The 22,822-nt window shown below is 66.7% G+C and carries 17 protein-coding genes and 3 rRNA genes; 19 read left to right on the top strand and 1 reads right to left on the bottom strand.

Features of this window, described 5'->3' with window-relative positions:
- Positions 1-18: 18 nt before the first annotated feature.
- The 7 genes from LXM64_RS10630 to LXM64_RS10600 all read left to right on the top strand — a co-directional run bounded on the left by LXM64_RS10630 (position 19) and on the right by LXM64_RS10600 (position 6,995).
- Entirely contained in the window at positions 19-1,119 is a 1,101-nt protein-coding gene (locus LXM64_RS10630) for a hypothetical protein (RefSeq protein WP_234073186.1), read from the top strand.
- Positions 1,120-1,145: 26 nt separating this feature from the next.
- A complete protein-coding gene (locus LXM64_RS10625) occupies positions 1,146-2,201 on the top strand; it encodes a hypothetical protein (RefSeq protein ID WP_137416626.1) in 1,056 nt (351 codons plus the stop codon).
- A 146-nt stretch (positions 2,202-2,347) separates the two neighbouring features.
- Positions 2,348-3,436, top strand: a complete 1,089-nt coding sequence (locus tag LXM64_RS10620; RefSeq protein WP_234073185.1) for a DUF916 domain-containing protein — start codon at positions 2,348-2,350, stop codon at positions 3,434-3,436.
- A gap of 1 nt (position 3,437) precedes the next feature.
- A complete protein-coding gene (locus LXM64_RS10615; protein WP_234073184.1) occupies positions 3,438-4,166 on the top strand; it encodes a hypothetical protein in 729 nt (242 codons plus the stop codon).
- Between the two features lie 122 nt (positions 4,167-4,288).
- The gene (locus tag LXM64_RS10610) at positions 4,289-5,137 is read left to right on the top strand and encodes a sortase (RefSeq protein ID WP_234073183.1); all 849 of its coding nucleotides are present in this window, start codon (positions 4,289-4,291) and stop codon (positions 5,135-5,137) included.
- Positions 5,138-5,551: 414 nt separating this feature from the next.
- Positions 5,552-6,304 carry a phosphate ABC transporter ATP-binding protein gene (locus tag LXM64_RS10605; RefSeq protein WP_234075460.1) on the top strand — a complete coding sequence of 251 codons (753 nt, stop codon included), beginning with the start codon at positions 5,552-5,554 and terminating at the stop codon, positions 6,302-6,304.
- A gap of 55 nt (positions 6,305-6,359) precedes the next feature.
- On the top strand, positions 6,360-6,995 hold the full coding sequence (locus LXM64_RS10600) for a SatD family protein (protein WP_234073182.1): 636 nt from the start codon (positions 6,360-6,362) through the stop codon (positions 6,993-6,995).
- Positions 6,996-7,001: 6 nt separating this feature from the next.
- On the opposite strand, the gene LXM64_RS10595 is transcribed toward LXM64_RS10600, so the two are convergent.
- Complete coding sequence (locus tag LXM64_RS10595; RefSeq protein WP_234073181.1) at positions 7,002-7,598, bottom strand: hypothetical protein; 597 nt, start codon at positions 7,596-7,598, stop codon at positions 7,002-7,004.
- A gap of 89 nt (positions 7,599-7,687) precedes the next feature.
- On the opposite strand from LXM64_RS10595, the gene tyrS reads away from it, so the two are divergent.
- From tyrS to recN, 12 genes are all read left to right on the top strand, one after another.
- Positions 7,688-8,992, top strand: coding sequence for a tyrosine--tRNA ligase (gene tyrS, locus LXM64_RS10590; protein ID WP_234073180.1), 1,305 nt, complete (start codon positions 7,688-7,690; stop codon positions 8,990-8,992).
- A 1-nt stretch (position 8,993) separates the two neighbouring features.
- Positions 8,994-9,782: a DUF4184 family protein gene (locus LXM64_RS10585; RefSeq protein WP_234073179.1), complete on the top strand. Its 789-nt coding sequence runs from the start codon at positions 8,994-8,996 to the stop codon at positions 9,780-9,782.
- A gap of 16 nt (positions 9,783-9,798) precedes the next feature.
- Positions 9,799-10,599 (top strand): alpha/beta fold hydrolase, encoded by an 801-nt coding sequence (locus LXM64_RS10580; RefSeq protein WP_234073178.1) that lies wholly within the window; start codon positions 9,799-9,801, stop codon positions 10,597-10,599.
- Between the two features lie 533 nt (positions 10,600-11,132).
- Positions 11,133-12,655, top strand: a 16S ribosomal RNA gene (locus tag LXM64_RS10575).
- 391 nt (positions 12,656-13,046) lie between these two features.
- Positions 13,047-16,151, top strand: a 23S ribosomal RNA gene (locus LXM64_RS10570).
- 111 nt (positions 16,152-16,262) lie between these two features.
- A 5S ribosomal RNA gene (gene rrf, locus LXM64_RS10565) occupies positions 16,263-16,379 on the top strand.
- The 16S, 23S and 5S rRNA genes sit together here, the layout of an rRNA operon.
- A 77-nt stretch (positions 16,380-16,456) precedes the next feature.
- Entirely contained in the window at positions 16,457-18,178 is a 1,722-nt protein-coding gene (locus tag LXM64_RS10560; protein ID WP_234073177.1) for a primosomal protein, read from the top strand.
- Complete coding sequence (locus LXM64_RS10555; protein WP_234073176.1) at positions 18,178-19,209, top strand: HAD-IIA family hydrolase; 1,032 nt, start codon at positions 18,178-18,180, stop codon at positions 19,207-19,209. Before LXM64_RS10560 ends, LXM64_RS10555 begins: the two co-directional genes overlap by 1 nt.
- Before the next feature lie 39 nt (positions 19,210-19,248).
- A complete protein-coding gene (locus LXM64_RS10550; protein ID WP_192900680.1) occupies positions 19,249-19,398 on the top strand; it encodes a hypothetical protein in 150 nt (49 codons plus the stop codon).
- Positions 19,395-20,195 carry a TlyA family RNA methyltransferase gene (locus LXM64_RS10545; RefSeq protein ID WP_234073175.1) on the top strand — a complete coding sequence of 267 codons (801 nt, stop codon included), beginning with the start codon at positions 19,395-19,397 and terminating at the stop codon, positions 20,193-20,195. The genes LXM64_RS10550 and LXM64_RS10545 overlap by 4 nt, the downstream gene beginning before the upstream one ends.
- Positions 20,192-21,115 (top strand): NAD kinase, encoded by a 924-nt coding sequence (locus LXM64_RS10540; protein WP_137416637.1) that lies wholly within the window; start codon positions 20,192-20,194, stop codon positions 21,113-21,115. Before LXM64_RS10545 ends, LXM64_RS10540 begins: the two co-directional genes overlap by 4 nt.
- Complete coding sequence (gene recN, locus LXM64_RS10535; protein WP_234073174.1) at positions 21,112-22,809, top strand: DNA repair protein RecN; 1,698 nt, start codon at positions 21,112-21,114, stop codon at positions 22,807-22,809. The genes LXM64_RS10540 and recN overlap by 4 nt, the downstream gene beginning before the upstream one ends.
- The last annotated feature ends 13 nt before the right edge of the window (positions 22,810-22,822 follow it).

The following is a 22,822-nucleotide window of genomic DNA, read 5'->3' as shown; positions in this document are numbered from 1 at the left end:
CGACAGAAAGAGAACACCATGAAGTTCAAGCGGCTTGCTGCCGTGACGGCGGCGCTCGGCGTCGTCGTCGCGGGCGGGTTCGTGGCGGGCTCGGCGAACGCCGAGGTCGTGTCCAACAGTTATGTGCTCGTCGGCTCCGACACCCTCCAGGATGCTGCCAACGCGCTCGCCAACGGCACCTCGGTGACCGGCTCCACCGTTCGCGTCAAGACCAGCGGTGGTGACACGATCGGCTCGTTCGACGCGTTCCCGTCCACGGGGGCGGGCAGCCAGATCCAGACGAAGTCCGGCGGACCGTACTTCCAGCGCCCCTCGGGCTCGGGCAACGGTGTGACGGCGCTGCGTGCCTCGATCACCGGCACCGCCTACAACGGCAAGATCATCACCGGCCAGGTCGACATCGCCCGTTCCTCCAGCGGCCCCGGCACCAACCAGAACGCCGACGGCAAGCTCGCTTATGTGCCGTTCGGCCGCGACGCCGTGTCCTACATCTACAAGGGAGGCACGGCCGCGTGGGCGAACCTCACCGCCGCACAGCTGAAGCAGATCTACGAGGGCACGCTGACCTCCATCGACGGTGTCGCCGTGAACCCCCGCCTCCCGCAGAACGGCTCGGGAACGCGCTCCTTCTTCCTCGGCGCCATCGGCAACCCGAGCCTGAAGGCGGGCATCGACTCGAACAACACCACCCCTGAGAACGACGCCACCGTGCTGGCCGCCGGGGAGATCATCCCGTTCTCGGTCGCCAGCTGGACCGCTCAGGTGACCGGGGCCGCCGGTGTGAACACGGTCGCCGCGTCCACGGGTGTCTCGCTGGGTAGCGCCGTGTCGGGGACCGCGGCCGTGACCGGCTCGGGTGCGAGCACCGTGCCCAACGCCGCCTACTACGCGAACACGACGTTCGGTCGCGACACCTACCTCGTGGTCGAGCGCGCGCGCATCACCCCCGGCGACGCGAAGTACGACGCCTCGCTCGCGGCCCTGGTCGACCCGAGCAGAACCACGAGCCTCACCAACTTCACCGGTGGTCTGGCGGGCACCCCCCGTCGGGTCAAGGAGAAGTTCGGATTCCTCGCGCCGTCGCAGACGGCACCCCTCTTCGCATTCGTGACCCTCTGAGCCCGAACCCCAAAGGACATCTCGACATGAAACTCTCGATCACCAAGGTCGCGGCCGCAGGCCTCGCCCTCTCGCTCGGACTCGGCGTCGCCGGGTTCGGTGCCAGCGCCGCATCCGCGGCCGTCGGCGACTGGACGCCGAACGGCACGCCCGAGCCCTACTTCCTCTATTCGCTGGACACCGGCGTCGTGGTGCCCTCGGGCACGCAGCTCGAGTACACGACCGGACTCGTGGGAGCGCCCAGCGCCACCGACCCCGACCAGCGATTCGCCGATGCGCCCGCCGACGCCGAGTCGACCTACATCTTCATCTCGCCCCGGGGCAAGGAGTCCTCGATCAGCGACTGGGCGACGCGCGTCGACATCGGCTTCGAGCCGGGCACGAAGCGCGTCCTGCAGGCGCCCGCCGCGCTCAACCAGTTCCCCGGTGCCTCGTTCGCACCCATCAAGGCCGCCGGTGGCGACTACAGCATGGGTATCGCGTACACCAAGAACAACGGCGTGACGTTCGTGGGCCTCGGCGCCTTCGCCTACATCCACGTCACGGCGGGTACGGCCGACTGGACGTACGAGTACCCGACGCAGGGGACCACGCCCACCGACCCGACCGATCCCACGGGTCAGATCGTGATCGAGGCTCCCGTGGCTGCTCCTGTCGATGGGGCGCTCTCGCTGAGCATCCCCACCGGCGAGAAGGCCACGCTGGGCTCGGCCACGCTCGACAACGCCGGCCAGTCGGTGTCCACCGGCACCTTGCCCACCTTCCAGGTCAGCGACGAGCGCTACGCGACCAAGCCGGGCTGGACGGTGAACACCTCGGTGGCCACCTTCACCAGCGGATCGAACACCATCGATCCCACCGCCTTGGCGATCGTCCCGGCGGTCAAGAGCACCACGACCGCCACCGGCGTCTCCGCCGTGTCGGCACTCACCGGGGCGTCGGAAACGAAGTTCGCCGAGGCGCCCGCGGGCGCCGGAACGGGCAAGACCGACCTGTCGGCCGCGCTGACGCTGACTGCTCCGCTGGGAACCCCGGCGGGCACCTACACCTCGACGATGACGGTCACCGTCGTCTCGAAGTGAGTTCCCGGGGGTGGGGCGCCCGGCGCGTCCCACCCCCACCGCCGCGCTCGGGCCCGCGCCCGGGCGCGGCGAATCGCTTGCCCCTGTTCGCCGCCCGTTCACCGCGTGGACCCGCGGCGGTCAGCCAGATATGGAGTAAATGATCCGTGTTCGAGACCCGAACCCGAACGGGTGCCCTTGCGCTGCGCGCGATCATCGCGTTGTCGGCGACGCTTCTGACGGCAGGCCTTCTCACCGTCGTCGCGCCCTCTGTTGCGCGCGCCGACGACACCGAGGCCATCGCCGGCGGTCCCTGCGATGACACCGGAGCCGCTGACGGTCGTTCGCGGTTCACCTATGACGCGGCACCGGGGCAGGAGGTCGCGGATTGCTATCGCGTGCAGAACACCGGCACGACGGCGCAGCGGGTCACCGTGTACGCCACCGACGCGTTCAACACCGAGGAAGGGGACTTCGCTCTCCTGGACGCGAACGCGGCAGCCAGTGACTCCGGTTCCTGGGTCGTGCTCGAGGACGGCTCGACGCGGATGCAGTTCGAGCTCGCTCCAGGAGATGCTCGAGCGATCCGCTTCACGCTGAAGGTCCCGGCCGACGCACCTCCCGGAGATCACGCCGGCGGACTCATCGTGTCCTCCCAGTCGCCGTCTGATCAGATCCTCGTGGATCGCCGGGTGGGCACACGCATGTACGTGCGGGTCGCCGGCGACCTGCAGTCGCTCCTGAACATCACGGGGATGACGGCGACGTACAACCCATCGCTCAATCCGTTCGACGGCTCGGCGAGCGTGACGCTGACCGTCACGAACGAAGGCAACGTCGCCCTCGCGCCGACCCTGGTGCTGATGGCGAAGAGCTTCTTCGGCACGGACCTCGTCGAGCGTCGGCTCGAGAACCTCGACGAGCTCCTGCCGGGCGCCTCCCGCACCGTCACGTACGATCTCGGCCCGATCGGTCAGTACGTGTACGTCAACGCGACCGCATCCCTGTACTCACGAGGCGATCAGACGGGCGCAACGGGCCAGGCGCCGCCTGCTCCGCAGGTGGACCGCGAGGCGGCGTTCTGGGCCGTGCCGTGGATCGTCGTCGCCCTCCTCGTGCTCGGCGGGCTCTTCGTGGTGTACCTGCGCTGGAGACGTCGCCGGGATGACAAGCGGGCCGCCGAGTGGATGGCGTTCACCCGCGCGGAAGCCGAGCGGGCCGTCGCGGAGCGCAAGACCGTCGGAACGGGGAGCTGACGTGTCGCCGACCCGAGTGCGCGGCTGGGCGCGCAGCATGCTCGCGACGGGCGCGGCGCTGGTCGCCGTGTCCCTCATCGCGGTCCCCGCCCACGCGGACGACACGGATGCAGACGGCATCGGCATCAGCGTGCCCGTCGTAGGGACATCGGCCCCGGCCCAGAGCACGCCGTCGGTGGGTCGCTCGTCGTCCGGAGCATCACAGGCCTCCGGCGCGAACGCGGTCGCGACCGACTCGCCCGCGCCGGTGCCCGCCGCGGGCGACATGGAGATCGCCGGTGGTCTCTACCTCAGCGATATCGGCGGCACCTCACGGCCGACGCTCAATCCGCTGGAGGGAGCGACGGAGCTGTGGGTGACGTTGCGCAACCTCTCGTCGGAGACGATCGACGCCACGGCCGACTTCAGCATCGCCACCGTGTTCGGTGCGCGCATCGACGGCGCCGAGGTGCGCGTCCACTCGCTCAAGCCGAAGGAGACTCGCGTGGTGACGACGACGCTGAGCGGCTCGGGACAGTGGCCGTTCGTCGTCGGACGGGTGACCCTCACTCCTCCCGCCCAGATCGACGGACAGGAGACCGCGGCCGTCAGCCGCGCGGCGGTGGTCTACGTCCTGCCGTGGCTGTTGCTGACCGGGCTCGCGCTCATCGCGCTCGCGGTCGTGATTCTGCGGATCACCGCGACGACGCTCGTCGCACCTCGCCCCGTTCCCGCCGCGGGCGTCGCGTGAGTGCGGTGGTGGCTGTGACGCAGGAGCCGCCGAGGCCACCGGCGCCACCCCGGCAGTCGGCGAAGCGGCCGGGCAGACCCCCGCGGATGCCCCGTCGGCCCCCCGGTCCGCCGCGACCCCCGTTGACGCTTCGCCAGGCCGTCATCCGCGCGACCCTCGTGATGATCGCCACGGTCGTCGCGACGTTCCTGCTGGCCATCGTCGTGATCGGCAACATCACCTATCACGCCGGTCAGCAGCAGCTGCGAGACCGTTTCCGTGCGGAACTCGCCGACGGGACTGCGCCGGTCTCGGAAGGCGACTTCGAGGATGTCCTGCTCGCGGACGGCGATCCGGTGGCGATCATCGACATCCCGGAGATCGGTCTCCACGACGTCGTCGTGGAGGGGACATCGGCGGGCACGCTCATGAGCGGGCCCGGACATCGGCGCGACACCGTACTGCCCGGACAGGTCGGGGTCAGCGTGCTGATGGGGCGATCCTTCGCCTACGGCGGCCCCTTCGGGTCGCTGTCCCGCCTGGCTCCCGGAGACCGCTTCACGGTGACGACCGGGCAGGGAGAGCTGGTCTTCGAGACGATGGGAACGCGGTACGCCGGCGATCCCGCGCCTGCGAACCCCCGAGCGGGCGAGAGTCGCCTCATCCTCATGACCGCTCGTGGCGGACCTCTCGCCCCCGTGGGCGTGCAGTACGTGGACGCGATGCTCGTGGGGGAGGGGAAGCCCCGCGGTGCACGCCAGACCAGCTCCGTCACGCTCCCTCCGCAGGACAGGGCGCTGGCCACCGACCTCCGGACGGTCTGGGCGTTGATCTTCGGGCTGCAGTTCCTCCTGGGGGCGGAGCTCGGTGCCATCTGGTCGCTGCGCCGTTTCGGCTGGCGCAAGACCTGGATCGTCTTCGTCCCGCTCGTGGGTCTCGCCGGTCTCGTCACCGCCACGCAGGTCGCGGTCCTTCTGCCCAACCTCATCTGACTGGAGCATGTCCACATGTCGACACCTCACGACGACCCCGCGCCCATGACCGAGGGCTACCCGCCGCCCCACGCCGTGGAGGACGACGAGACCATCACCGAGGTGGTCTCGGTCGCACATCGTGCGGATGCGCCGTCTTCCGCGGCGACGACACCCTCCGCCTCCGACGAACCGGTGACCGAGGTGGTCCGCGACTCGGCCCTCGTCGCCGACGTGCCCCCCGCATCCCGTCGCGATCAGCGTCAACGGCCGCGTTTCCTCGGTCGCGCCCTCGGGCGCGGGGTCGCGCCTGCGCCGGCGCCTTCGGCGATCGTGCTCACCGGCGGCGCGGCCGCGACGCGCGAGCGTCTCGAGTTCGCCGAGGCCCAGCTCGCTGCCGCTGCGCTCGTCGCTCCCGCTCAGCTCGACGCCCGATTGATCTCCGCCTGGTTCGGCGAACACCAGGTGCTGCAGGATGTCTCGCTCACGATGCCCGCAGGCCGGATCACCGCGTTGATCGGGCCATCCGGATGCGGCAAGTCGACCTTCCTGCGGATCCTGAACCGTATGCACGAGCTGGTGCCTTCCGCGTCGCTCGCCGGCGAAGTGCTCCTCGACGGCGACGACATCTACGAACCGACGCTCCCCGTCGTGGACGCCCGGAAGCGCATCGGGATGGTGTTCCAGAAGCCGAACCCGTTCCCCGCGATGTCGATCTACGACAACGTGCTGGCGGGGCTGGCGCTCACAGGTATCCGCGCCGATCGCGACCGCAAAGACCATCTCGTGGAGACGTGTCTGACCAAGGCCGGTCTCTGGTCCGAGCTGAAGGATCGGTTGCGCTCACCCGGCGGAGGGCTCTCGGGCGGCCAGCAGCAGCGACTCTGCATCGCACGGTCGCTGGCGGTTCGTCCCCGTGTCCTGCTCATGGACGAACCGTGCTCGGCGCTCGATCCGACCTCCACGCGTGTCATCGAGGAGACGATGCTGGAGCTCGCCCACGAGGTGACGATCGTCATCGTCACCCACAACATGCAGCAGGCGCAACGCGTCTCGGACCAGTGCGCGTTCTTCCTGGCGTCGCAAGGGCAACCCGGTCATATCGTGGAGCACGGTGACACGGACGCGATGTTCGCGGAGCCGCTCGACCCGCGCACCTTCGACTACGTGAACGGTCGATTCGGGTGAAATAAGCTAAACGCTTATTTTGCTATGACATTAGTTATTAGCTTATTCTTCAGGCATGGCTACCGTGGTGACCGCAGACATCATCGGATCGCGCGCGCTCCCGGATCGTACCGATGCGCAGCGCCGCATCGAAGCGGTGTTCGCCGCCGTGGAAGCCGACCTGCCTCTGGCGGAGCGCGTGCTGACCGCGACCGTGGGCGACGAGTTCCAGGGGGAGTACCCCGACCTCGGCGCGGCTCTCGCCAGCATCCTGCTGCTCACGCTGGCGCTCCCCGACGGACTCGAGTGCCGGTTCGGCATCGGTCTCGGTGAGGCGTACACGGTGGACGCGACGGCGGGGCAGCTGGCCGAGGGACCTGCGTGGTGGGCCGCCCGCGCCGCGATCGACACCCTTCACGCGAAGCAGGTGCGCGCGATGCCGGCGGCGCGCACCTGGATCGCCGCCGCAGAGGACGAGGATGCGGCGGTGCATGAGCAGGTGCGTCTGGCGAACGCGTACGTCTGGGCGCGCGACGAACTCGTGAGCGCGATGGGGGAGCGGGTGCGCCGTCTGGTCTACGGGCGCTGCATGGGGCTCACCCAGCGGGAGCTGGCGGCACGCGAGCAGATCACGCAGTCCGCGGTGTCGCAGCTGCTCACCGCATCCGGAGCGGCCGGTCTCGTCGAGGGCTTCGCGCAGTGGCGTCGGTGAGACGCATCAGAAGATCGCGAGGCGCACGAGCGCGCCGACCATCCCCGCCCACAGGAGACTGGCGAGCGTCCCGACGATGAAGCGCTCGCGGGCGGCCGAGGTCGCGAGTTCGGAGAAGCGGCCGATGCCCTTGATGGCGACGACGACGGCGATGGCTTCCGGGAACCCCGCCAGCAGCGACAGCACGACGGCGAGTCGCTCGAGGTAGCCGATCGTGGTGCCGCCGCGCAGCACCTCTTCCAACCCGGCCTCCGTGCCCTCGGCGGTGCGCGATCGGAAGACGAGGATGCCGCCCGCATCCCCCTCTCGGACCTGGCCGTGCGTGGCGATGTCGAGGATGCGTCGGGTCACGGGGTCGCCGCCGGTCACCGCGAGGGCGGTTCCGAGCAGGGCCAGGGGGAGGCCGATGATCAGGGGGATCTCCACCGGGAGCACGACGACGCTCACGAGCCCCACGAGCACGAGCCCCGTGGCCACCGCGAGGGCGGCATCGGCGGGACGACGGCGCGCGACGAGCACCAGGATCAGCGCCGCCGCCAGCGCGAGCAGCAGCGCGAGGCTCGTGACGCCGGCGACGATCAGCTCGGGGGAGAGGGCGAACATGGTGCCAGTGTCCCAGCCCCTTCCGACGCGCACCGTCCTGCCGCGCCGTGCGGAGGGTGGAGGGCCGGCCAGTTGCTACGCTGGCACGCGTGTCTACGCCCGTTGTGAGCGCGACCGCCCCCGCCAACGACCCCTCGTTCTCGAACGTGTGGGACGAACTGGTCTGGCGCGGTTCCGTGCATGTGTCCACCGATCCCGAGGCGCTGCGTGCCGTGCTGGGCGAGGGGCCAATCACGTATTACTGCGGCTTCGATCCGACGGCACCGAGCCTGCACCTCGGCAATCTCGTGCAGCTGATCGTCATGCGCCGGCTGCAGCTCGCGGGCCATCGCCCGCTCGGCCTGGTCGGAGGATCCACCGGACTCATCGGAGACCCGCGCCCGTCGGCCGAGCGCACGCTCAACACCCGCGAGACCGTCGAAGAGTGGGTTCTGCGGCTACGCGCGCAGGTCGAGCGCTTTCTCAGCTTCGACGGCGAGAACGCGGCGCGCATCGTCAACAACCTCGACTGGACCGCACCGCTGTCGGCGATCGATTTCCTCCGCGAGGTCGGCAAGCACTTCCGTGTCGGCACGATGCTCAAGAAGGATGCGGTCAGCGCGCGTCTGAACTCCGAGGCGGGTATCAGCTACACGGAGTTCAGCTACCAGATCCTGCAGGGGCTCGACTACCTGGAGCTGTACCGCCAGTACGGCTGCGTCCTGCAGACGGGCGGATCCGACCAGTGGGGCAACCTCACCAGCGGTACCGACCTCATCCACCGTGTCGAAGGTGTCTCGGTGCACGCGATCGGAACGCCTCTGATCACCAACAGCGACGGCACGAAGTTCGGCAAGAGCGAGGGCAACGCGGTCTGGCTGGACGCCGAGATGTGCAGTCCCTACCGCATGTACCAGTTCTGGCTGAACACCGACGACGCCGACGTGATCGATCGTCTCAAGGTGTTCACGTTCCTCACCCGTGAGGAGATCGACCGGTACGCCGAGCAGGTGCAGGCAGAGCCGTTCCGCCGGGCGGCGCAGAAGCGTCTCGCGCTGGAGGTCACGGCGCTCGTCCACGGACTCGAAGCTGCGGAGGCGGTCGTGGCCGCATCCGAGGCACTCTTCGGGCAGGGCGATCTCACCGCTCTGGATGCGGCGACGCTGCGCGCGGCGATCGACGAATTGCCGAACGCTGCGATCGAGCCGGAGATGACCGTGGCGCAGGCGCTGGTCGCCACAGGCCTCGTCTCCTCGCTGAGCGAGGCGCGGCGCGCCGTGGCGCAGGGCGGGGTCAGCCTCGACGGCGAACGCGTCGCCGACGAGTCGACGACCGTCCGTGCCGGGCTGCCGGGCGGCGTGTCGATCATCCGCCGAGGCAAGAAGACGCTCGCGGGGCTGGTTCCGCGGGGCTGACATGCCGTTCACCCCGAGCCATGCGGTCCTCGCGTTGCCGTTCGTGCGGACGCCGCTTGTTCCGGCGGCGATCGCGGTGGGGGCGATGACGCCGGATCTCCCGTTGTTCGTGCGCGGGTTCCCCGTGACGTACGGCATCACGCACGACCTCCGATGGCTCCCGGTGACGGCGCTGCTGGCGCTCGCTCTGCTGTTGCTGTGGCGCGTCCTGCTCCGCCCGGCCGCGCGGGAGCTCGCGCCCGGACCACTGGCCGAACGCCTGCCTGCGGCATGGGATGCGCCGGTGCGCACGATCTGGCGGGAGACGTTCGGCGGGTCCGCGGGCGCGGTGCTGCTCCTGGTGGCGTCGCTGGCAATCGGGGTCGCGAGCCACATCGCCTGGGACGCGTTCACCCACGAGGGGCGGCTGGGCTCGGAGATCTTCCCGGCGCTGGAGGACCAATGGGGTCCCCTCGCGGGGATCAAGTGGCTGCAGCACGGCTCCAGCGCGATCGGTCTGGCGATCATCGCGGTGTGGGCGCTGCTGTGGTTGCGTCGTCGTCCCCGTGTCCCGTACGCGTCGCGGACTCCGCGATGGGTGGGTGCCGTGTGGGTGGCGACGCTTCCCGCCGTCCTGATCGCGGCGTGGGGGATCGGCCTCGCCCTCTACGGTCCGCTCACCTCCGAGTTCACCGTCGCCCACCTGGCGTACCGCATGCTGCCGCCGGCCTGCGCCGTGTGGGCCGCGGGCACGCTCGTGCTCTGCGGGATCGTCGTCCGGCGCCGCTCGCGCGGCGCGGCGATGCGATAAGGAGCAGAATCGAGGCGTGACCGCTGCGCTGCCCGCCCTGACCGAGATGCCCGAGCCCCGCTACGTGATGGTGGGCGAAGGACATCGCATCGCCACCTACTCCTGGGGGGAGCCGGACGCGCCGACAGCCGTGGTCGTGCACGGGTTCGCCTCGAGCACGCGGGACAACTGGGTCAGCACCGGATGGGTGCGCGACCTGCAGCGGGCGGGATTCCGCGTGGTCGGTCTGGATCAACGCGGGCACGGCGCGAGCGACAAACCGCACGAGGCGCGGGACTACGACCTGCGCGAGCTCGCCCGCGACGTCGAGGCCGTCATGGACACGTACCTGATCGATGACGCCGTGTACGTGGGCTACTCCCTGGGAGCACGGGTGGGGTGGGAGGTCCTTCGCGATCTCCCCGAGCGCGTGCTGCGGGGAGTGCTCGGGGGTGTCCCCGACGGCGTCCCGCTCGCCCGCCTCGACCTGGACCAGGTGAGCGCGCTCATCCAGGACGGGACGCCGGTCACCGATCGCGTCACCCAGAACTACATCGCCCTCACCGAGCGGGTGCCGGGAAACGATCTGCGCGCACTGTGGGCGATCGCGCAGGGGCTGCGCTCGTCGGGGACCGCCGACCCGGACCCCGCGCTCGCGCCGACGCAGCCGGTGCTGTTCGCCACGGGCACCCAGGACGCCATCATCGAGGGCTCGCGCGCCCTGGCCGCGGCCGCACCGCGTGGCACGTTCGTGGAGATCCCCGACCGGCACCACTTCAACGCCCCCGGCTCACGCGTCTTCCGCGCGGCGGCAATCGAGTTCCTGACGGGGGAGTGACCCCGCCGTCGACCGCGGAAAGACGCGCGACACGCCCGGGGGTTGCGCTCGAGTTGGCAGATGGCCGGAACCCACGTAACTTATTACTTGTTCGCCCCACAGGGAAGAGCGGAGAGGCCGAGAGGCCCGGCGCCCCCTCAAGCGGAGAACCACCCCTCATCCTGAAGATCTCGACTTGAGATCTTGTCGCAGATGCGAGTAGGATGAGGATCCCGAACTCCACGAGTCAGATCTTGGGACCACTGCTCTGTCAAGAGCGAAGCGCCGATCCGACACCGAGCCGGGAGAAACGAATAGTTGCCCCATGGTGACGACCGAGAGGTCCGATGGTGGGAGCATCCGTTCCTTGAGAACTCAACAGCGTGCACTTGTCAAATGCCAAATAACCTCGTTCCAGCTTCGGCTGGGTGAGATTCCTTTGGATCAAGTCCAACCCTTTGGGGTTGGCGTTATGGATTGTCAGTAATGGCATCCTTTTGGTCAGTTCAAACTCGCTGCGCACTTCTTTTTCCGTTGTGTGTATGCATTTTTCTTTTACGGAGAGTTTGATCCTGGCTCAGGATGAACGCTGGCGGCGTGCTTAACACATGCAAGTCGAACGGTGAAGCAGAGCTTGCTCTGTGGATCAGTGGCGAACGGGTGAGTAACACGTGAGCAACCTGCCCTGGACTCTGGGATAAGCGCTGGAAACGGCGTCTAATACTGGATACGAGACGTGGCCGCATGGTCAACGTTTGGAAAGATTTTTTGGTTCAGGATGGGCTCGCGGCCTATCAGCTTGTTGGTGAGGTAATGGCTCACCAAGGCGTCGACGGGTAGCCGGCCTGAGAGGGTGACCGGCCACACTGGGACTGAGACACGGCCCAGACTCCTACGGGAGGCAGCAGTGGGGAATATTGCACAATGGGCGAAAGCCTGATGCAGCAACGCCGCGTGAGGGATGACGGCCTTCGGGTTGTAAACCTCTTTTAGCAAGGAAGAAGCGAAAGTGACGGTACTTGCAGAAAAAGCGCCGGCTAACTACGTGCCAGCAGCCGCGGTAATACGTAGGGCGCAAGCGTTATCCGGAATTATTGGGCGTAAAGAGCTCGTAGGCGGTTTGTCGCGTCTGCTGTGAAAACTGGAGGCTCAACCTCCAGCCTGCAGTGGGTACGGGCAGACTAGAGTGCGGTAGGGGAGATTGGAATTCCTGGTGTAGCGGTGGAATGCGCAGATATCAGGAGGAACACCGATGGCGAAGGCAGATCTCTGGGCCGTAACTGACGCTGAGGAGCGAAAGGGTGGGGAGCAAACAGGCTTAGATACCCTGGTAGTCCACCCCGTAAACGTTGGGAACTAGTTGTGGGGACCATTCCACGGTTTCCGTGACGCAGCTAACGCATTAAGTTCCCCGCCTGGGGAGTACGGCCGCAAGGCTAAAACTCAAAGGAATTGACGGGGACCCGCACAAGCGGCGGAGCATGCGGATTAATTCGATGCAACGCGAAGAACCTTACCAAGGCTTGACATATACGAGAACGCTGCAGAAATGTAGAACTCTTTGGACACTCGTATACAGGTGGTGCATGGTTGTCGTCAGCTCGTGTCGTGAGATGTTGGGTTAAGTCCCGCAACGAGCGCAACCCTCGTTCTATGTTGCCAGCACGTAATGGTGGGAACTCATGGGATACTGCCGGGGTCAACTCGGAGGAAGGTGGGGATGACGTCAAATCATCATGCCCCTTATGTCTTGGGCTTCACGCATGCTACAATGGCCGGTACAAAGGGCTGCAATACCGTGAGGTGGAGCGAATCCCAAAAAGCCGGTCCCAGTTCGGATTGAGGTCTGCAACTCGACCTCATGAAGTCGGAGTCGCTAGTAATCGCAGATCAGCAACGCTGCGGTGAATACGTTCCCGGGTCTTGTACACACCGCCCGTCAAGTCATGAAAGTCGGTAACACCTGAAGCCGGTGGCCTAACCCTTGTGGAGGGAGCCGTCGAAGGTGGGATCGGTAATTAGGACTAAGTCGTAACAAGGTAGCCGTACCGGAAGGTGCGGCTGGATCACCTCCTTTCTAAGGAGCATCTGAAGTCTTCGGACTTCCAGAACCCAGTTCGAAGGCACACGTTCTTCGCTGGGAGCTCATGGGTGGAACATTTGACGAGGCATCAGGGTCTGAGGGTTCTGCTGAGTACGCCGCTTGCGGTTGGAAAGGTGGGGTCGGAGGGGTTTGGTGCATGCACGCTGTTGGGTCCTGAGGGACCGGGTGTGACTCCTTTGGGGGTTGCGGCTGTACCTCTGGGCCTTCTTCTGCTGCTTGTGCAGTGGGGGTTGGTACCGCCCGTACTTTGAGAACTACACAGTGGACGCGAGCATCTTAGAGATGAATCTTCGGATTCATTTCACAGGTGATCTTTTTTAGATCATTTAGTCAATTTTCGAGTTGACGATTCAAACTCATGTGATTTCAAGTCTTTAAGAGCAAACGGTGGATGCCTTGGCATCTGGAGCCGAAGAAGGACGTAGCAATCTGCGATAAGCCTCGGGGAGTGGATAAGCACACTTTGATCCGAGGGTCTCCGAATGGGGAAACCCCGCTGGGCGGCGTGCCGACCTAGTGACTCCCGCCTGAATATATAGGGCGGGTAGAGGGAACGTGGGGAAGTGAAACATCTCAGTACCCACAGGAAGAGAAAACAACCGTGATTCCGTGAGTAGTGGCGAGCGAAATCGGAAGAGGCTAAACCTAGCGTGTGTGATAGCCGGCAGGCGTTGCACGTTGGGGGTTGTGGGACTTTCTTGATCATCCTGCCGGGTGATCGACGTGACAGAAGCGTATAGACGAATGGTCTTGAAAGGCCAGCCATAGTGGGTGCCAGCCCCGTAGTCGAAATGCGTGTTCTGGCGTGGAGAGTATCCCAAGTAGCACGGGGCCCGAGAAATCCCGTGTGAATCTGTCAGGACCACCTGATAAGCCTAAATACTCCCAGATGACCGATAGCGGACAAGTACCGTGAGGGAAAGGTGAAAAGTACCCCGGGAGGGGAGTGAAATAGTACCTGAAACCGTTTGCTTACAAACCGTTGGAGCCTCCTTAGTAGGGGTGACAGCGTGCCTTTTGAAGAATGAGCCTGCGAGTTAGCGATACGTGGCGAGGTTAACCCGTGTGGGGTAGCCGTAGCGAAAGCGAGTCTGAATAGGGCGATTCAGTCGCGTGTCCTAGACCCGAAGCGAAGTGATCTATCCATGGCCAGGTTGAAGCGACGGTAAGACGTCGTGGAGGACCGAACCCACTTAGGTTGAAAACTGAGGGGATGAGCTGTGGATAGGGGTGAAAGGCCAATCAAACTTCGTGATAGCTGGTTCTCTCCGAAATGCATTTAGGTGCAGCGTTGCGTGTTTCTTGCCGGAGGTAGAGCTACTGGATGGCCGATGGGCCCTACAAGGTTACTGACGTCAGCCAAACTCCGAATGCCGGTAAGTGAGAGCGCAGCAGTGAGACTGTGGGGGATAAGCTTCATAGTCGAGAGGGAAACAACCCAGACCACCAACTAAGGTCCCTAAGCGCGTGCTAAGTGGGAAAGGATGTGGAGTTGCTGTGACAACCAGGAGGTTGGCTTAGAAGCAGCCACCCTTGAAAGAGTGCGTAATAGCTCACTGGTCAAGTGATTCCGCGCCGACAATGTAACGGGGCTCAAGCACGCCACCGAAGTTGTGGCATTGACATTATTGGTAGGCCTTCGTGGTCCAGCCGTGTTGATGGGTAGGAGAGCGTCGTGTGGCCAGCGAAGCGGCGGTGTGAACCAGCCGTGGAGGCTACACGAGTGAGAATGCAGGCATGAGTAGCGAAAGACGTGTGAGAAACACGTCCTCCGAAAGACCAAGGGTTCCAGGGTCAAGCTAATCTTCCCTGGGTAAGTCGGGACCTAAGGCGAGGCCGACAGGCGTAGTCGATGGACAACGGGTTGATATTCCCGTACCGGCGAAGAACCGCCCAAGCTAATCCAGTGGTGCTAAGAGTCCTAGCCAGGAATGTGTGGATCCCTTCGGGGTGATGCCGTCTTGGTGAACGCTCGACCCCACGCTGGTGCGGTTAGCGTATTAACAGGTGTGACGCAGGAAGGTAGCCCAACCCGGGCGATGGTTGTCCCGGGGCAAGTGCGTAGGCTGAGTCGTAGGCAAATCCGCGACTCGTTCGGCTGAGACACGATGCGGATAAAAAGTGGGTGATCCTATGCTGCCGAGAAAAGCATCGACGCGAGGTTCTAGCTGCCCGTACCCCAAACCGACTCAGGTGGTCAGGTAGAGAATACCAAGGAGATCGAGAGAATCGTGGTTAAGGAACTCGGCAAAATGCCCCCGTAACTTCGGGAGAAGGGGGGCCATCCACTTATACGGACTTGCTCCGGAAAGGGTGTGGTGGCCGCAGAGACTAGTGGGTAGCGACTGTTTACTAAAAACACAGGTCCGTGCCAAGTCGCAAGACGATGTATACGGACTGACGCCTGCCCGGTGCTGGAAGGTTAAGAGGAGCGGTTAGCGTAAGCGAAGCTGCGAATTTAAGCCCCAGTAAACGGCGGTGGTAACTATAACCATCCTAAGGTAGCGAAATTCCTTGTCGGGTAAGTTCCGACCTGCACGAATGGCGTAACGACTTCCCAACTGTCTCAACCGCGAACTCGGCGAAATTGCATTACGAGTAAAGATGCTCGTTACGCGCAGCAGGACGGAAAGACCCCGTGACCTTTACTACAGCTTGGTATTGGTGTTCGGTGTGGCTTGTGTAGGATAGGTGGGAGACTGTGAAGCAGACACGCCAGTGTTTGTGGAGTCATTGTTGAAATACCACTCTGGTCACTCTGGATATCTAACTTCGAACCGTAATCCGGTTCAGGGACAGTGCCTGGTGGGTAGTTTAACTGGGGCGGTTGCCTCCCAAAAAGTAACGGAGGCGCCCAAAGGTTCCCTCAACCTGGTTGGCAATCAGGTGGCGAGTGTAAGTGCACAAGGGAGCTTGACTGTGAGACTGACAGGTCGAGCAGGGACGAAAGTCGGGACTAGTGATCCGGCAGTGGCTTGTGGAAGCGCTGTCGCTCAACGGATAAAAGGTACCTCGGGGATAACAGGCTGATCTTGCCCAAGAGTCCATATCGACGGCATGGTTTGGCACCTCGATGTCGGCTCGTCGCATCCTGGGGCTGGAGTAGGTCCCAAGGGTTGGGCTGTTCGCCCATTAAAGCGGTACGCGAGCTGGGTTTAGAACGTCGTGAGACAGTTCGGTCCCTATCCGCTGCGCGCGTAGGAAGTTTGAGAGGATCTGACCCTAGTACGAGAGGACCGGGTTGGACGAACCTCTGGTGTGTCAGTTGTTCCGCCAGGAGCACCGCTGATTAGCTACGTTCGGGATGGATAACCGCTGAAAGCATCTAAGCGGGAAGCCGGCCTCAAGATGAGACTTCCATACCTTCGGGTGAGAGGCTCCCAGCCAGACTACTGGGTTGATAGGCCAGATGTGGAAGCGCAGTAATGCGTGTAGCTGACTGGTACTAATAAGCCGATGACTTGATAACACTTCGTTTGAACTGAAGCTGTTCGCGTCCACTGAGTGGTTCTCGATGTACGGTCGAGAACCGCAGACAACATTCTTTTGTTGTGTGCATGACTTGAAACATCAATAGTGTTTCGGCGGCCATAGCGAGAGGGAAACGCCCGGTCCCATTCCGAACCCGGAAGCTAAGCCTCTCAGCGCCGATGGTACTGCAGGGGGGACCCTGTGGGAGAGTAGGACACCGCCGGACTCCTTTTAGAAATGGCCACCCAAAGCTGGGTGGCCATTTCTGTTTTTCCAGGGGTTTACGTCGCGAGGAGAGAGCGAATGACGAACAACGACGACAACGAGCAGCGTCGGGAGTCTTCGCGCGCCCGCGGCGGCGACCGCCCGCATCAGAACGGCGACCGTTCCTACCGTCCTCGTCAGGACGGCCAGGGGTCGGAGCGTCCCCGCCGCGACGGCGACCGTCCGTACCGTCCGCGTCAGGACGGTGACCGCTCCTACCGTCCGCGGGATGGCGCCCAGGCTGACCGCCCGCGCCGTGACGGTGACCGCTCGTTCCGCCCTCGCGAGGGTGGCGATCGTCCGTACCGTCCGCGTCAGGACGGTCAGGGTTCGGAGCGTCCTCGTCGTGACGGTGACCGCCCGTTCCGCCCTCGCGAGGGTGGCGATCGTCCGTACCGTCCGCGTCAGGATGGCGATCGTCCGTACCGTCCGCGTGACGGCGCGCAGGCCGACCGCCCGCGCCGCGACGGCGACCGCCCCTTCCGTCCCCGCGAGGGTGGCGACCGGCCGTACCGTCCCCGCGAAGGCGGCGACCGGCCGTACCGTCCCCGCGAAGGCGGCGACCGGCCGTACCGTCCCCGCGAAGGCGGCGACCGGCCGTACCGTCCCCGCGAAGGCGGCGACCGGCCGTACCGTCCCCGCGAAGGCGGCGACCGGCCGTACCGTCCCCGCCAGGAGGGCGACCGCCCCTACCGCCCCCGCGAAGGCGGCGACCGGCCGTACCGTCCCCGCGAAGGCGGCGACCGGCCCTATCGTCCGCGCCAGGAGGGCGACCGGCCGTACCGTCCCCGCGAAGGTGGCGACCGCCCCTCCCGCGGCGGTTACGACTCCGATCGTTCCTCCCGTCCGCCGCAGCGCGATGCGGTGCGCGCGGCCAAGGTCGCAGAGCCCGAGGTCCCCGAGGAGATCACGGCGCGCGATCTGCACCCCAGCGCACGGAACGAGCTCAAGACGCTCAGCAAGGAGAACGCCGAGGAGGTCGCCCGTCACCTGGTGATGGCCGGGCGCCTGATCGACGAGGACCCGCAGCGCGCGCACGAGCACGCCCTTGCCGCATCCCGCCGTGCCGGTCGCATCGCCGTCGTGCGCGAGAGCGTCGCCATCACCGCCTACGCAACCGGCGATTACGCGCTCGCACTGCGCGAGCTGCGCACCTACCGTCGGATCTCCGGCAACGAGGACCAGATCGCCCTCATGGTCGACAGTGAGCGCGGTGTCGGGCGTCCCGACCGTGCGATCGAGGTCGGTCGCGCCGTCGATCGGAACACGCTTCCGGTCGCGGTGCGCGTATCCCTCGCGATCGCGCTGTCCGGTGCCCGTCTGGATCTCGGTGAGACCGAGCGCGCCCTCGCCGAACTGGACATCCCCGAGCTCGACCCCGACCGCGCCTTCGAGTGGAGCCCCGCTCTATTCGCAGCCCGCGCAGCGGTGCTCGAAGAGCTGGGTCGCGACGAGGAAGCTGCCGAGTGGACGCGGCGGGCGGACATCGCCGCCGAAGCACTCGACGAGGCAGCGGGCAACGGATCCGACGAGGAGATCTACGTCGAGGAGATCTTCGACGAGGAGTTCGTCGAGGACACCGACGCCGAGGAGTCGGACGCGGACGAGGATCCGCAGGCCGACGCCGGCCAGGACGGCGACGCCGACGAGGACGACTACTCGATCGCTGCGGAGGTGGAGGAACTCCTCGCCGCCGCGGATGCGGCCGCCGACGCACAGAGCTCGACGACCGCAGACGATGACGAGGACCAGGAGCGCTGATGGCACTGTTCGGTCGCCCCGCTCCCACCCCGCTCGACGGTGTGGACACCGTGTTGGCCGACCTCGACGGCGTCGTGTACGCCGGTGCGGGCGCGCTCCCGCACGCGGTCGATGCGCTGAACACCGTCGCGGCGACGCGTCGACTCGGCTTCATCACCAACAACGCGTCTCGCACCGACGCCAGTGTCGCCGCGCACCTCACCGAGCTCGGTCTGACCGTGACCGCCGACGATGTGGTCACCAGTCCCCAGGCCGCGGTGCGACTGCTGCGCACCCGCGTGCCCGCCGGGGCGACGATCCTCGTCGTCGGGGGAGAGGGCCTCGTCGTGGAGCTCGAGAAGGCCGGCTTCGTCGTCACGCGATCGGCCGAGGACGACCCGGCCGCCGTCGTGCAGGGCTTCGCGCCGCACGTGGGATGGACGGATCTCGCCGAGGCCGCCTTCGCGCTCAAGACACCGGAAGATGAGGGCGGGATCCCGTGGATCGCCACCAACACCGACTGGACCATCCCGCAGTCCCGGGGCATCGCGCCGGGGAACGGGACACTCGTCTCCGCGGTCCACACCGCCATCGGCCGGCTCGCGGTCGTCGCGGGTAAACCCGAGACGCCCATCTTCGAAGAGGCGCTCGCTCGGTTCGACGCGCGCCGCGCGCTCTTCATCGGCGACCGGCTGGACACGGACATCGCGGGAGCTCAGGCCGCTGGCATCCCCTCGGCACTCGTGCTCACCGGCATCGATCGGCCCAAGCATGTCCTCGCAGCACCCTCGACCTCGCGTCCCGACTTCATCCTCGGCGATCTCCGCGAACTGCACGAGCCGTATCCGCAGACCAAGGTCAAGGGCGACGTGACGATCGTCGGCGATGCGCGTGTCGCCGTGGACGGCGCGGACCTGCGCATCCTGTCGGCGGGCTCGCGTCCGATCGACCTCGTGCGCGCGGGTGCTGCGGCGATCTGGTCGACGGGGCGGGCGATCTTCGGGTTCCGCGTGCCCGAGGAGCTGTACGCGGATCCGTTCCATCGGCCCTGACGCGCTGTCCGTGCGGGGGGTGAGCCGTATCCTGGGGTGATGCACGCAGAACCCACGGAGCCGGCCGATGATCTGCTGCCCGCACTCGAGGTGATCGAGCAGCAGAGCCTCGGCGATCGTGCCGCAGCGTATGCGGTCCTGCTCGACGACATCGCTCGCCGCCTCGACTCCGGACCGCACGCCGGATGACCGAGCGTCTCGACGCCGCCGTCGCCGCCCGCGGGCTCGCGCGCTCGCGCACCTACGCTGCGACGCTCATCACGCAGGGCCTGGTCTCGGTCGACGGCACCGCCGTCGTCAAGCCCTCACACCGCGTGCCCGAGTCCGCGGCGATCGCCGTCGCCGCATCCGATCACTACGTCAGCCGCGCCGCGCACAAGCTGATCGCCGCGCTCGACGCGTTCGCGATCGACGTCGCCGGACGCGCCGCGCTGGACATGGGTGCCAGTACCGGCGGATTCACCCAGGTACTCCGCGAGCGGGGCGCCGAGCCGGTGCTCGCGGTCGACGTCGGGCACGACCAGCTCGCCGAGAGCGTGCGCCGGGATCCCGGCGTGATCGCCGTCGAGGGGTTCAACGTCCGCTTCATGGACCCCGCCGTCCTCGTCGCCGCAGCGGGGACGCCGTACACGCCCGAGATCGTCACGGGAGACCTGTCCTTCATCTCCCTCTCCCACGTGCTCGAGCCCGTGCGCTCGGTCGTCACGGACACGAGCGACATCGTGCTGCTCATCAAGCCGCAGTTCGAGGTGGGCCGCACCGCTGTGCGCGGCGGCCTCGTCACCGACCCGGCCCAGCGGGCGGAGTCGATCTCGACCGTCCTCTGGCAGGCGTGGGACGCGGGGCTGCAGACGGCGGGCCTGATCGCCTCTCCCGTGGTCGGAACCCACGGTAATCAGGAGTATCTCGTGCACCTCCGACGCACCGGCGGGCGCATTCCGTCAGAATGGGAGAGCACTGTGACCGAGCTGACGGGAGTGCGATGACCGATCCGCGCCACATCCTCGTGGTGGCCCACGCGCGCCGCGCAGACACCGTCGAGGCGGCCGATCGGGTGATCTCGGCCCTGCGCGCCGCGGGCGCCACTCCCGTGCTGGCAGAAGACGATCGCGATGAGCTCGCTGAAGTGCTGCCGCGCTGCGCCGACCTGGCCGTGCTGGGCGTCGATGTGCCCCTGCACGAGATCGAGCTGGCGATCGTGCTCGGTGGCGACGGGACGATCCTCCGCGCCGCCGAGATGGTGCGCAGCGGCACCGCCCCCGTGCTCGGCATCAACATGGGCCACGTGGGTTTCCTCGCCGAGAGCGAGCGGGACGACATGGACGAGGCCGTGGCTCGGGTCATCGCCCGCGACTACCGGGTCGAGGAGCGCCTCGCCCTCTCGGTGCGGGTGAAGGACGCTTCCGGACAGGTCATCTACAGCACCTGGGCGTTGAACGAGGCGACCGTCGAGAAGGCGAGCCGCGAGCGGATGCTCGAGGTCGTCATGGAGATCGACGGGCGCCCCCTGTCGAGCTTCGGATGCGACGGCGTCGTCATCGCGACCCCCACCGGCTCCACCGCCTACAACTTCTCCGCCGGCGGCCCGATCATCTGGCCGACCGTCGAAGCCATCTCGGTCGTCCCGCTGTCGGCACACGCACTGTTCGCGAAGCCGCTCGTGGTCGGCCCCGAGGCCGCGGTCGCGATCGAGGTGCTGGCCCGGACGCACGGTACCGGCATCCTCTGGTGCGACGGCCGCCGCTCGCACGAGCTCCCGCCGGGAGCCCGCGTCGTCGCCCGCCGCTCCTCGGAGCCGGTGCGTCTCGCGCGCCTGCATCCGCCGGCATTCACCGAGCGCCTCGTGCAGAAATTCCACCTGCCCGTCACCGGATGGCGGGGACCGGCGGGCGAGGTCACCGCGTGATCGAGGAGATGCGCCTGCGTGAGCTCGGTGTCATCGCCGACGCCACGCTGCCCATGGGCCCCGGCTTCACAGCCATCACGGGTGAGACCGGTGCGGGCAAGACCATGGTCGTCACCGGGCTCGGCCTGCTCCTCGGTGCGCGCGCCGACTCCGGGGTCGTGCGATCGGGCGCCGCCGCCGCGGCCGTCGAGGGCGTCTGGCTCGTGGATCCCGACGGTGCCGCCGCCGACCGCGTCCGCGAGGCGGGGGGAGATCTGGACCCCGTCGCAGACGATCGCGCCGAGCTCCTGCTCGGCCGCACTCTGAGCGCCGAGGGGCGCAGCCGTGCCACGGTGGGCGGCCGGTCGGCGCCGGTCGGCGTCTTGACCGACCTCGCCGATCTCCTCGTGGCCGTGCACGGGCAGTCCGACCAGTTGCGCCTGCGCTCCGGCGCGGCGCAGCGCGACGCCCTCGATCGTTATGCAGGACAGAGCGTCGCCGTGCCGCTGGAGGAGTATCGGCGCGCGTACGAGCGGGTGCGCGACCTGGATACGGAACTCGCCGAGCTGGTCCAGCGCCGCGATGAGCGGGTGCGCGAAGCCGAGCAGTTGCGCGCCGATCTCGCCGCGATCGACGCCGCAGCACCGCAGCCGGAGGAGGACGTGCAACTGGCAGCCCGCGCCGAGCTCCTCGCCAATGTGGAGGAGCTCCGAGCCGCTGCGGCTCTCGCGCACGAAGCACTCGCCAGCGAACACGACGCCCCCGATGCATCCACCCTGGTCGCCGAGGCACGTCGCGCGCTGGAACGCGTCTCCGACGCCGACCCCACCGTCGCGGCGATGGCGGAACAGGCCGCCGAGATCTCGTACCGGATCGTCGATCTCGCCGGCGCCGTCGCGGGGTATCTCGCCGATCTCGACGAGGCGGGACCGGCCGAGCTCGCCGCGGTCGAGGAGCGCCGCAGCGTGCTCGCAGCCCTCGTCCGCGCCCACGGCAGCCTGGAAGCCGCGCTGGCCCTCGCCGCGGACGGCGTTGACCGCCTGGCCGAGCTCGACGACGACGACTCGCGCGTCGAGCGGTTGAGCGCCGAGCGCGCGCAGGTCATGGAGCGCCTCGACGCCGCGGCTACCACCCTGACCGCGGCGCGTCGTGAGGCGGCGGAGCGGCTGGCGGCCGATGTCACGGAAGAACTCCACGCCCTCGCCCTGCCCGACGCCCGCGTCGAGGTGCAGGTGAGCGAGACGCCCGCATCCGCGGCGGGACGCGACGAGGTCGCGATCCTCCTCGCCCCGCATCCTGGGGCTGCTCCGCGTCCCGTGTCCAAGGGGGCCTCGGGCGGCGAGCTCAGTCGCGTGATGCTCGCGATCGAGGTCGTGATCGCCGCGACCGATCCCGTGCCCACGTTCGTCTTCGACGAGGTGGATGCGGGAATCGGCGGCGCCGCCGCGATCGAGGTGGGGCGGCGCCTCGCCCGCCTCGCCGAGACCTCGCAGGTGATCGTCGTGACCCACCTCGCCCAGGTGGCGGCGTTCGCGACGAACCACCTCAGTGTCGTGAAGCAGAACGACGGCTCCGTCACCCAGTCCAGCGTCCGGCGTCTGACGGGAGCCGAACGGGAAGCGGAGATGGCGCGACTGCTGTCCGGTTTGGCAGACTCCGACGCAGCACTCACACACGCGCGGGAGTTGCTCGCCCTCGCCGGTCCCGCCCACTGATAGGATAGAAGCC

This window comes from Microbacterium binotii, from assembly GCF_021398715.1.
In the GTDB taxonomy this organism is placed as follows: Bacteria; Actinomycetota; Actinomycetes; order Actinomycetales; family Microbacteriaceae; genus Microbacterium; species Microbacterium binotii_A.
The sequence above is the reverse complement of the archived record's forward strand: the minus strand, read 5'-3'. Positions and strand labels throughout refer to the sequence as shown.

Excerpts from the sequence above, each read along its gene's own strand:
- LXM64_RS10630 (WP_234073186.1), top strand. The coding sequence starts at position 19 with ATGAAGTTCAAGCGGCTTGCTGCCGTGACGGCGGCGCTCGGCGTCGTC.
- LXM64_RS10625 (WP_137416626.1), top strand. The coding sequence starts at position 1,146 with ATGAAACTCTCGATCACCAAGGTCGCGGCCGCAGGCCTCGCCCTCTCG.
- LXM64_RS10555 (WP_234073176.1), top strand. The coding sequence starts at position 18,178 with ATGGCACTGTTCGGTCGCCCCGCTCCCACCCCGCTCGACGGTGTGGAC.
- LXM64_RS10595 (WP_234073181.1), bottom strand. The coding sequence starts at position 7,598 with ATGTTCGCCCTCTCCCCCGAGCTGATCGTCGCCGGCGTCACGAGCCTC.
- LXM64_RS10585 (WP_234073179.1), top strand. The coding sequence starts at position 8,994 with ATGCCGTTCACCCCGAGCCATGCGGTCCTCGCGTTGCCGTTCGTGCGG.
- LXM64_RS10560 (WP_234073177.1), top strand. The coding sequence starts at position 16,457 with ATGACGAACAACGACGACAACGAGCAGCGTCGGGAGTCTTCGCGCGCC.
- LXM64_RS10550 (WP_192900680.1), top strand. The coding sequence starts at position 19,249 with ATGCACGCAGAACCCACGGAGCCGGCCGATGATCTGCTGCCCGCACTC.
- LXM64_RS10600 (WP_234073182.1), top strand. The coding sequence starts at position 6,360 with ATGGCTACCGTGGTGACCGCAGACATCATCGGATCGCGCGCGCTCCCG.
- LXM64_RS10545 (WP_234073175.1), top strand. The coding sequence starts at position 19,395 with ATGACCGAGCGTCTCGACGCCGCCGTCGCCGCCCGCGGGCTCGCGCGC.
- LXM64_RS10540 (WP_137416637.1), top strand. The coding sequence starts at position 20,192 with ATGACCGATCCGCGCCACATCCTCGTGGTGGCCCACGCGCGCCGCGCA.